The organism is Sphingomonas sp. HT-1, from assembly GCF_048568905.1.
Taxonomy (GTDB): domain Bacteria; phylum Pseudomonadota; class Alphaproteobacteria; order Sphingomonadales; family Sphingomonadaceae; genus Sphingomonas.
Window position 1 is genome coordinate 129830 of sequence record NZ_CP183770.1, and the last position, 9200, is coordinate 139029.

Here is a 9200-nt window from a genome sequence, read left to right on the forward strand (position 1 = left end):
CTCAGCGGATCGGGCAGTTCGGATCGAGCCGCATATCGAGATATCGATCGACCGATCCCATGAGCTGATCCATCTCATGTTCGAAGAAATGGTTCGCGCCCGGGATGGTATCGTGGTGGATGGTGATGTGCTTCTGGGTGCGAAGCTTGTCGACCAGCTTTTGTACGGCACCCGGGGTCACCACTTCGTCCTGCTCACCCTGTACAATGATGCCCGAGCTGGGGCAGGGGGCGAGGAAGGTGAAGTCGAACATGTTGGCCGGCGGAGCGATTGAAATGAAGCCGCGAATTTCCGGGCGGCGCATCAGCAGCTGCATGCCGATCCAAGCGCCGAAGCCGAAGCCGGCAACCCAGGTGGTCGATGCTTCCGGGTGGAAGCTCTGCACCCAATCGAGCGCGCTGGCCGCATCGGAAAGCTCGCCTATGCCGTTGTCGAAAGTGCCTTGGCTCTTGCCGACGCCGCGGAAGTTGAAGCGCAGCGTAGCGAAACCGCGGCGCTGGAAGGTCTTGTAGAGATCCTGGACGATGCGATTGTTCATCGTGCCGCCCGCATTCGGGTGCGGGTGGAGGATCATGGCGACCGGGGCGCGGGGGCGCGGCGCGGGGGCGAACCGCCCTTCAAGGCGGCCTTCGGGTCCGGGAAAGATGACTTCGGGCAAGGCAGTTCCTGTCGAAAGGGAATAGCGCTGTGGAGCGCTCGAACGTCGTCGCTATATAAGCAGGCCTGCAATGGACGCAATTGGAACGGAATTGGCAACGCGTATCTATCTGGATCATGCGGCGACCACGCCGATCCTGCCCGTCGCGATCGCTGCGGCGGCGGAGGGGATGGCGCGCTGGGCGAATCCATCCTCGCCGCACGGCGATGGGCGCGCAGCCAAGGCGGCGCTGGAGGATGCGCGCCGCCGCATCGCCGCAGCCTATGGCTGGGCGCACGAGTGTGTGCTGACCAGCGGGGCAAGCGAATCGCTGGGCATCGCGCTCGGGCGCAGCGTTGCCGCCAGGCGGATCGTCACCGCAGTGGAGCATGACGCTGTGCTACGCCTTTCCGAAGGTGCCACGGTGCTGCCGGTCAACGCGAACGGCCACGTGGAGATGGACGCGCTAGCGCGCGCGCTGGACGGCGCAGGGCGTGCGCTGGTCTGCGTGCAATGGGCAAACAGTGAAACGGGCATCCGCCAGTCGATCGCGGCGATCGCAGGCGCGGTGCACGACGCGGGCGGGATCCTTCTCGTCGATGCGGCGCAGATGCCGGCGCATGCCGATGCCGAGGTGCTGCGCCACGCCGATCTGGTCGCAGTCTCTGCCCACAAGCGAGGCGGGCCGCCGGGGATCGGCGCGCTGCTGGTCCGCGATTTTGGCGTGCTGCTTCCGACGGGCGGCCAGGAGAAGGGGTACCGGGCAGGCACGGAGAATCTGCCCGGCGCGCTCGGCTTTGCCGCGGCTGTGGAGGTGCCGGAGGATCTCGCACACATGGCGGCGCTGCGCGCACGGCTCGAGGCGGCAATCCTCGGCGAGGGCGGCGAAGTGGTGGGCGCCGCGAGCCCGCGTAGTCCGCTGATCGGTGCCTATCGCATGCCGGGGGTCTCTTCAGCCGCGCAGCTTATCCGCTTCGACCTGGCCGGCGTGGCGGTCTCGGCGGGGAGCGCCTGTTCCTCCGGCAGCATGCGGCCTAGCCATGTGCTGACGGCTATGGGATGGAGCGAGCCTGCGCTGCGCGAAGTCGTCCGCGTCAGCTTCGGCCGCGGCACGACCGAAGACGATGTAGATCGTTTCGCCGCGCTGTGGCGGCAGACCGCAGCAGACGCACGGACTCGCGCGGCATGATCTACCTCGATTATCAGGCGACGACACCCCTCGCGCCCGAGGCGCTGGCAGCGATGTTACCCTGGCTGGAGCATCAGCACGCCAATCCGCATTCCCCCCACGCCCCCGGTCGCGCAGCCAAGGCAGCAGTGGATGTGGCGCGCGCGCGCATAGCGGCGCTGCTGCCGAAGCATGGGGTGACGGCGTTCACCAGCGGCGCGACCGAGGCGCTGAACTGGGCGATTCAGGGCACGAAGGGCGGCATTGTGACGCTGGCGACCGAACATGCCGCGGTGCTGGACACGGCTGCGGCCGAAGCGGCGTCGGGCCGGCCGGTAACGGTGTTGCCAGTCGGTGGCGACGGGCTGGTCGATCTGGAGGTCGCACGCCAAGCGATTGCGCCTGGCACGGGGCTGGTTGCCGCGATGCTGGTTAACAACGAAATCGGTGTGATTCAGCCGATTGCGGCGCTGGCGGAGATCGCCCATGCCGCCGGCGCGCTGTTCCTTTGCGATGCGGTGCAGGGCTTTGGCCGCGTGCCGATCCCCAATACATGTGACCTGATCGCCATCTCCGCCCATAAGATACACGGTCCCAAGGGGATCGGCGCGTTGTGGTTGCGCGACGGCGTGGCGCTAGCGCCGCTGCTGCACGGCGGGGGGCAGGAGGTGCCCGGCCGATCGGGCACGCTCTCCCCTGCACTCTGCGCCGGCTTCGGGGCGGCGGCTAAGTTGGCGGTAACGCGGGAACAGGCCGATGTCGCACATGTCGACCGGCTATTCGCGCTGGCACGCGCCGCATTTGCCGGCGCTGGCTGGCAACTTAACGGGTGCGAGCGACAGCGCTATCGCGGCAATATAAACGTTCGGCGCGAGGGCCTGGACGTTGCCCGCCTGATGGCCGATCTACGCGGCATCGCCTTTTCTGCAGGCTCGGCCTGTGCCAGCGGATCGGGACGCTCCAGCCATGTCTTGCGAGGCATTGGGCTTTCCGATGCCGCCGCGCGTTCCAGTATCCGCATCGGCTTCGGCCGCATGACCAGCGAGGGGGAATTAATGACCGCGCTCGACCGACTGTTGGCCGCAGCCGATGCACAGCGGGTGCCGCTATGATCCGCGTTCGCTTCGAAGGGCCCGGCGGCCAAGTGCAGGATGTGGAGGCCCCCCCCGGTGCGCGGCTGCTGGAAGTGGCGCAGAATGCCGGTCAGCCGCTAGAAGGTACGTGCGAGGGGCAGATGGCCTGTTCGACCTGCCATGTTATCCTGCCCGCCGTCGATTTCAGCCGGCTTCCCGAAGCGAGCGAGGAGGAAGAAGATATGCTGGACCTCGCAATTGGGGCGGTGCGCACCAGCCGCCTCGCCTGCCAGATCGTACTGAACGACACGCTCGACGGGCTTACCGTACAAATTCCCTCCGCGCACCGCGACATGCAAGGTCGCTGAGGCGAGTCCGCCTCGATGATCAGCCCTTGCGTGGTTCGCCCTCGCTGAGCTTGGCGAGCAGTGTCGCCATTTCCGTGGGCAGGCTGGTATCGTCGATATAGGCGTTGCGAAGCGCGGCAGCGACGCCGTCGCACGGGCGCGGCGCCTTCACGCGTTGAAGTGTTGCCACGTTTGCCTCTCGGGCGTTCGAGGATGCCGTCTGTACCACGCGCTCAAAACGACTATGCAACGCATTCGTTGCTTTGCATTTCTGCGGTTTATCGCAGTTGTGCGGTTTCTGGACGATAGGCGGACGGCGTGACGGACTTTTCCCTTTCCGAGACACTCGATCGCATTCGTGCCCACTCCCCATTCCTGAACCAGGCACTCAACCGAGAAAAGGACCTTGCGGAAGACCCCGCCGCAGCCCTCGACGATCCACTGGCTGCAGCGCGCGCGTCGGCGAGCGACCAGCCGATCGCCCGGCAGTTGCGCATCGAACGCCGCCGGCTTGCGCTGATCGCTGCGATCGGTGATCTTTCCGGTGCCTATGATTTCGACCGGGTGTCGCGGCTACTGAGCGACTTTGCCGACTTGGCGTTGGATCGCGCGATCGTAGCGGCAATCCGCGAACGCACGCCGGATGCGCCGGTGCGAGGCTTTGCGGCGCTCGCGCTGGGCAAGCAGGGCAGCCGCGAACTCAATTATTCGTCCGACATCGACCCGATCCTGATCTTTGACCCCGAAACGCTGCCGTGCCGCCCGCGCGAAGCGCCCGAGGAAGCTGCCGTCCGAATCGCCCGGCGCGTGCTGGAACTGCTCCAGTCCCGCGATGGCGACGGCTATGTGCTGCGAGTGGACCTGCGGCTGCGGCCCTCGCCCGAAGTAACGCCGATCGCGCTGCCGGTAGACGCGGCGATCAGCTATTATGAGAGCCAGGCGCTACCCTGGGAACGGGCCGCCTTTATCCGCGCCCGCGCGGCGGCCGGGGATCTGGCGCTGGGGCAGCATTTCCTCGACGCGATCCGCCCGTTCGTGTGGCGGCGCGCGCTGGATTACGGCACGATCCGCGAGATCCAGGAAATCTCCCGCCGCATTCGCGATCATTACCAGCAAGGGCAACGCTTCGGCCCCGGCTATGATCTCAAGCGCGGGCGCGGCGGCATTCGCGAAGTGGAATTCTTCGCGCAGATCCACCAGCTGATCCATGGTGGTCGCGATCCTGCGCTGCGCGCACCAGCGACGCGCGATGCGCTCGCCGCGCTCGCGGGAGCCGGCCGGATCGACCCCGACGAGACTGCCGCGCTCGACGCGGCCTATGTGCTGCTCCGCACGATCGAGCATCGGCTGCAGATGATCGACGACCGCCAGACTCACACGCTACCGAGCGATCCGGCCGCGCTGGATCACGTCGCGCGGCTGCACGGCGTAGCCGATGGCGCCGCGCTGATTGCGCTGCTCCAGCCGCAGGTGGAGCGGGTGGGGCGCATCTATGATGCGCTCGCGGAGGCGGGCGGCGGCGGCGTTTCGAGCGATCCGGATCTGCTCGGCGAACGGCTGGCGAAGGCGGGGTTCGCCGATGCCGAAACGCCTCGCCGCATCATTGATGGGTGGCGGGGGGCGACCTATCCGGCGCTGCGCAGCCCGGCGTCGCAAGGGGCGCTGGAAGCGGTGCTGCCCGTGCTGATCGACGCGTTCGGCACGGCGCCGGATCCGCAACATGCAATCACCCGCTTCGACGCGATGCTGAAGCGGCTGCCCAGCGCAATCAACATCTTCCGCCTGCTGGAGGCGCAGCCGGCACTCACCCGACTGCTCAGCACGATCCTCAGCCATGCGCCGACGCTGGCCGAGCAGCTCGGCCGCAGAGCCGAACTGCTCGACGGGCTGATCGATGCGAGCGCATTTGCGCCGATGGAGGACGGCGCCGCACTGGCCAAGGCGATGACAGCAGCGGAGCGGGGCGCAGATTATCAGTGGCAGCTCGAACATGTCCGGCGCCTCGTCAACGAGAAGCGCTTCGCCCTCGGTGCGCAGATCGTCGCAGGCACTAGCGACCCGCTCGACGTCTCCGCTGGCTATGCGCGGGTGGCAGAGGCGGCAATCCAGGTGCTCGCCGCGGCTACGGTCGAGGAATTCGCCGGCCAGCACGGGCGCGTGGCGGACAGCGAACTGGTAATCCTTGCGCTCGGACGCATGGGGGGCGCGGCCCTGACCCACGCTTCGGATCTCGACCTCATTTATTTGTTCACCGGCGACTATGCGGCAGAATCCGATGGCCGACGCCCGCTGGGCGCGGTTACCTATTACAACCGGCTGGCCCAGCGCGTGACGGCGGCGCTGTCAGTGCCGACGGCGGCGGGGCCGCTCTATGAAGTGGACACGAGGCTGCGGCCTTCGGGCACGCAAGGGCCGCTTTCGGTGTCGCTCGAAGGCTTCGCGGCCTATCAGGAAAAGGATGCCTGGACCTGGGAACATATGGCGCTGACGAGGGCGCGGCCCGTGTACGGTTCCGAAGCGGCGCGTGCGCAGGTGGAGGCGATTATCGCCCGCGTTTTGCACGGCGCGCGACCCGAGCGGGACATTCTTGCCGACGCGCGTAAGATGCGGGCGGATATGGCGGCGCACAAGCCGCCGATCGGTCCGCTGGATGCCAAGCTGCTGGATGGCGGACTGGTAGATCTGGAGTTCGCCGTGCACGTACAGCAGCTATGTCACCGCACCGGCTTCAATCCGCGGCTGGAGCAGGCGATCGATGCACTGGTCGGGCAGGGTTTGATGCCGGCTTCGGCCCGGACTGCGCATGATTTCCTTACACGGTTGCTGGTGACCCTGCGGCTCGTTGCGCCCGATGCGCAGCCGCCGGGCGAGAACACCCGGGCGCTGATCGCCCGCGCGCTCGGCCTGCCCGATTGGGAAGCAGTGGTTGCGGCGCTCTACGCGACACGGCAGGAGGTGCGCGACTGCTGGGCCGCGATCCAGGCAGGCAACTGACGGAGACCATATGATGAGCATCGAGCAGGGCGACGCGCTCCCCAAGAACGCGCTGGCAGCGGCGGACGGCAGCGCGCTGGCGCTTCCGGACTGGGGCGCAGGCGCGCCGCTCGTTCTCTATTTCTACCCAAAGGACGATACCTCGGGCTGCACCCGCGAGGCGCAAGATTTCACCGCGCTGATGCCCGAGTTCACCGAGCTCGGCGTGAAGCTGCTCGGCATCTCGAAGGATTCGCCCGCCAAGCATCAGAAATTCACCGCCAAGTACGACCTCACCGTGCCGCTCGCCACCGACGAGGACGGCACGCTGATGGAGGCGCTGGGCGTGTGGGTCGAGAAATCGATGTACGGGAAGAAGTACATGGGCATCGAGCGCTCGACCTTCCTGTTCGACGCTGCGGGCATGCTGGTGCGCGCCTGGCGCAAGGTGAAGGTGCCTGGTCATGCCGCCGAGGTGCTGGAAGCCGCAAAGGCGCTCGGGTGACCGAAAAGCAAAGCGTGGGCGAGGCGGTGCGGGCGGTGCTCGACGCCGCCGACCCGACCGACAAGGTGATGCGGGCCCGCGCCGCCGCGCGCGACTGGCGGCTGGGCCGTCTCGACTTCCGCTTCGAGGTCGCCATGCCCGATCGCCCGGCGCGCCCCGCCGCGCCTGAATTGCTGCCGCCCAACCGCATGCCCAAGCGCGGCCGCGGCGGCTCCGAACGCGGCCGGATCGCGCTGATTCATGCACTGGCGCATATCGAATTCGTCGCGATCGATCTGGCGTTCGACCTGGTCGGCCGCTTCGGCGCGCAGTTCCCGACCGGCTTTATCGACGACTGGATGCGCGTCGGCGCCGACGAGGCGATGCACTTCGCGCTGCTCGACCGCCGGCTGCGCAGCCTGGGCAGCTGCTATGGCGCGCTGCCGGCGCATGACGGGCTGTGGGATGCCGCGACCGAAACCGCCCATGATGCCAAGGCGCGGCTGGCGATCGTGCCGATGGTGCTGGAAGCCCGTGGCCTGGATGTCACGCCCGCGACGATCGAGCGGTTCGAATCCGCCGGAGACCGGGTAACGGCGAGGATCCTGACCCGTATCGTTACTGACGAAATCCGCCATGTAAGGGCTGGTACGGAGTGGTTCGAGTCGGCCTGCAAGGCCGCTCGTTGCGTGCCGGAAACGACGTGGCAGGCATTGGTTCGTACCCACTTCCGAGGTGCGGTTAAGCCGCCGTTCAACGACTCGGCGCGCGACTCAGCCGGTCTGACGCGCGATTACTACCAAGCGCTTGTCGACGGCTGATTATCCTCCAAAAGAGTCCTTAAGCGGGACGGAGAGGACAGGGGCTGCCCAATCCGTTCGCACCATCCTGAAGCGATGCGCCGGGTCGCACGGTGTGGGCTTCCATGATTTGCCGGGGACTCATGGCTTCACCGTCCGAACGCAAGAACGACGATTTCGCACGCAAGTTCCGGGATTTGTTCACCACACGCGATGTCATCCTGCATGATGGCCGGGGCCTGCGCCGGTTCAGCATCTGCGGCCGCTCGCAGGCGCTGTTCGCTAGTGCCGCCGCGCTGACCGTGCTGTTCTCGGGCTATGGGGTGTCGCAGGCGATGGCCGGCGCGATCACCTTCACCGGCGCCGCCGCCAATCCAGGCTCGCCCGAGGCACAGGTGGCGGCGATGCGCGCCGAAGTCGCCCGGATGCGCGCCGAGGTCGCCGCTGCCAAGCAAGAAGCGCGACTGCATGCCGAGAAGATCGAACAGCGGCAGGCGATGCTGAACGCCGTCGTTTCCGGCAAGGCCGACCGCACGGTGCTGGCGCAGGAGCTTCCCGCGGTGCCGCAGAAGACTAGCGCGCTCGCCCGAGAGATCACCGCACCGCTGCGCCGGCTGGAGGCGCGTCAGGTGGCGCTGGCCGTCAAGGCGCAGCAGGTCGGCAAGGCCCGCGTACGCGAAGCGACCGCCCGGATCCGCAAGCTGGGCCTTTCGCCCAGCCGCTTCGTCAAGGCCGAGGTGGCGATGGGCGGGCCCTATGAACCCGTCAGCGATGAGGAAGCCGCAACCGCCAGCATGGCCGATGCGGATGCGCAGTTCCGCTCGCTGTTCCTCACCTGGAAGAAGCTGGATTCGATCGAATCGACGTCGATCTCCATTCCGTCGATGCAGCCGGTGCAGCATGTGAGCTTTACCTCGCACTTCGGGGTGCGCTCCGATCCGTTCCGCGGCACCGCGGCGATGCATGCCGGTGTCGACATTCCGGGCCAGACCGGCACGCCGATCTATGCGACCGCCGACGGCATCGTCTCGCATGCCGGTCGCCAGGGCGGCTATGGCAATCTGGTGCAGGTCAATCACGGCCACGGCATCGAGACGCGCTATGGCCATCTCTCCAAGATCCTGGTGGCGGACAACACCCGAGTGCGCCGCGGCCAGATTATCGGGCTGATGGGCTCGACCGGCCGTTCGACCGGCACGCACCTCCATTACGAGGTCCGTCTCGACGGGCGCGCGATCAATCCGATCCCCTTCATCCAGTCGGGCGAGTATATCGCCCAGGCGCCGGTGAGCGGTGGCGCGGTGGGTGGTCCGCGCTGAGCCGTTGAGCGCATTGCCGGACGGGGACCGACACATTATCTCGTCCGCATGACGACCATGCTCGAACAGCCCGACATCGCGTTGACCCCCGCTGCCGCGGCGCGGGTCGCCGCGATCGCCACGAAGCAGGCCAAGCCGGCGATCCTGCGGCTTTCGGTAGAAGGCGGCGGCTGTTCCGGCTTCCAATATCGCTTCGGCTTGGCCGAATCGGCCGAGGCCGACGATAGCGTGGTGGAAGTCGATGGTGTGCGACTGGTGGTGGATCCGATCAGTCTCGATCTGGTGCGCGGAGCGCAGGTCGACTTTATCGACAATCTGGGAGGCGCGCATTTCGCGGTGACCAATCCCAACGCGGCATCCGGTTGCGGGTGCGGCACCAGCTTCTCGATCTGAGCGCGC

10 protein-coding genes are annotated in these 9200 nt (G+C 67.0%); 8 read left to right on the forward strand and 2 right to left on the reverse strand.

Annotated features, from left to right (window positions below; all coding sequences use genetic code 11):
* Position 1 precedes the first annotated feature (1 nt).
* On the reverse strand, positions 2-658 hold the full coding sequence (locus ACNFJ7_RS00715; protein ID WP_019368761.1) for an alpha/beta hydrolase: 657 nt from the start codon (positions 656-658) through the stop codon (positions 2-4).
* Between the two features lie 91 nt (positions 659-749).
* Between ACNFJ7_RS00715 and ACNFJ7_RS00720 the strand changes: the two genes are divergently transcribed.
* Genes ACNFJ7_RS00720 through ACNFJ7_RS00730 form a run of 3 tightly spaced genes read left to right on the forward strand, consistent with a single transcriptional unit; the run spans position 750 to position 3246 of the window.
* Positions 750-1826 (forward strand): cysteine desulfurase family protein, encoded by a 1077-nt coding sequence (locus ACNFJ7_RS00720; protein ID WP_019368762.1) that lies wholly within the window; start codon positions 750-752, stop codon positions 1824-1826.
* The gene (locus ACNFJ7_RS00725; RefSeq protein ID WP_026009006.1) at positions 1823-2917 is read left to right on the forward strand and encodes a cysteine desulfurase family protein; all 1095 of its coding nucleotides are present in this window, start codon (positions 1823-1825) and stop codon (positions 2915-2917) included. Before ACNFJ7_RS00720 ends, ACNFJ7_RS00725 begins: the two co-directional genes overlap by 4 nt.
* Positions 2914-3246: a 2Fe-2S iron-sulfur cluster-binding protein gene (locus ACNFJ7_RS00730; RefSeq protein ID WP_019368764.1), complete on the forward strand. Its 333-nt coding sequence runs from the start codon at positions 2914-2916 to the stop codon at positions 3244-3246. Before ACNFJ7_RS00725 ends, ACNFJ7_RS00730 begins: the two co-directional genes overlap by 4 nt.
* Before the next feature lie 19 nt (positions 3247-3265).
* Here the strand turns inward: ACNFJ7_RS00730 and ACNFJ7_RS00735 are convergent, their stop codons facing one another.
* Complete coding sequence (locus ACNFJ7_RS00735; RefSeq protein ID WP_156804358.1) at positions 3266-3415, reverse strand: hypothetical protein; 150 nt, start codon at positions 3413-3415, stop codon at positions 3266-3268.
* A gap of 128 nt (positions 3416-3543) precedes the next feature.
* On the opposite strand from ACNFJ7_RS00735, the gene ACNFJ7_RS00740 reads away from it, so the two are divergent.
* From ACNFJ7_RS00740 to erpA, 5 genes are all read left to right on the forward strand, one after another.
* The gene (locus ACNFJ7_RS00740; RefSeq protein WP_019368766.1) at positions 3544-6219 is read left to right on the forward strand and encodes a bifunctional [glutamine synthetase] adenylyltransferase/[glutamine synthetase]-adenylyl-L-tyrosine phosphorylase; all 2676 of its coding nucleotides are present in this window, start codon (positions 3544-3546) and stop codon (positions 6217-6219) included.
* A gap of 10 nt (positions 6220-6229) precedes the next feature.
* Positions 6230-6703 (forward strand): peroxiredoxin, encoded by a 474-nt coding sequence (locus ACNFJ7_RS00745; RefSeq protein WP_019368767.1) that lies wholly within the window; start codon positions 6230-6232, stop codon positions 6701-6703.
* Complete coding sequence (locus tag ACNFJ7_RS00750) at positions 6700-7503, forward strand: ferritin-like domain-containing protein (protein ID WP_019368768.1); 804 nt, start codon at positions 6700-6702, stop codon at positions 7501-7503. Before ACNFJ7_RS00745 ends, ACNFJ7_RS00750 begins: the two co-directional genes overlap by 4 nt.
* A gap of 122 nt (positions 7504-7625) precedes the next feature.
* A complete protein-coding gene (locus ACNFJ7_RS00755) occupies positions 7626-8801 on the forward strand; it encodes a M23 family metallopeptidase (RefSeq protein ID WP_019368769.1) in 1176 nt (391 codons plus the stop codon).
* A 48-nt stretch (positions 8802-8849) separates the two neighbouring features.
* Positions 8850-9194, forward strand: coding sequence for an iron-sulfur cluster insertion protein ErpA (gene erpA / locus ACNFJ7_RS00760; RefSeq protein ID WP_019368770.1), 345 nt, complete (start codon positions 8850-8852; stop codon positions 9192-9194).
* The last annotated feature ends 6 nt before the right edge of the window (positions 9195-9200 follow it).

Excerpts from the sequence above, each read along its gene's own strand:
- ACNFJ7_RS00725 (WP_026009006.1), top strand. The coding sequence starts at position 1,823 with ATGATCTACCTCGATTATCAGGCGACGACACCCCTCGCGCCCGAGGCG.
- ACNFJ7_RS00730 (WP_019368764.1), top strand. The coding sequence starts at position 2,914 with ATGATCCGCGTTCGCTTCGAAGGGCCCGGCGGCCAAGTGCAGGATGTG.
- ACNFJ7_RS00745 (WP_019368767.1), top strand. The coding sequence starts at position 6,230 with ATGATGAGCATCGAGCAGGGCGACGCGCTCCCCAAGAACGCGCTGGCA.
- ACNFJ7_RS00755 (WP_019368769.1), top strand. The coding sequence starts at position 7,626 with ATGGCTTCACCGTCCGAACGCAAGAACGACGATTTCGCACGCAAGTTC.
- erpA (WP_019368770.1), top strand. The coding sequence starts at position 8,850 with ATGACGACCATGCTCGAACAGCCCGACATCGCGTTGACCCCCGCTGCC.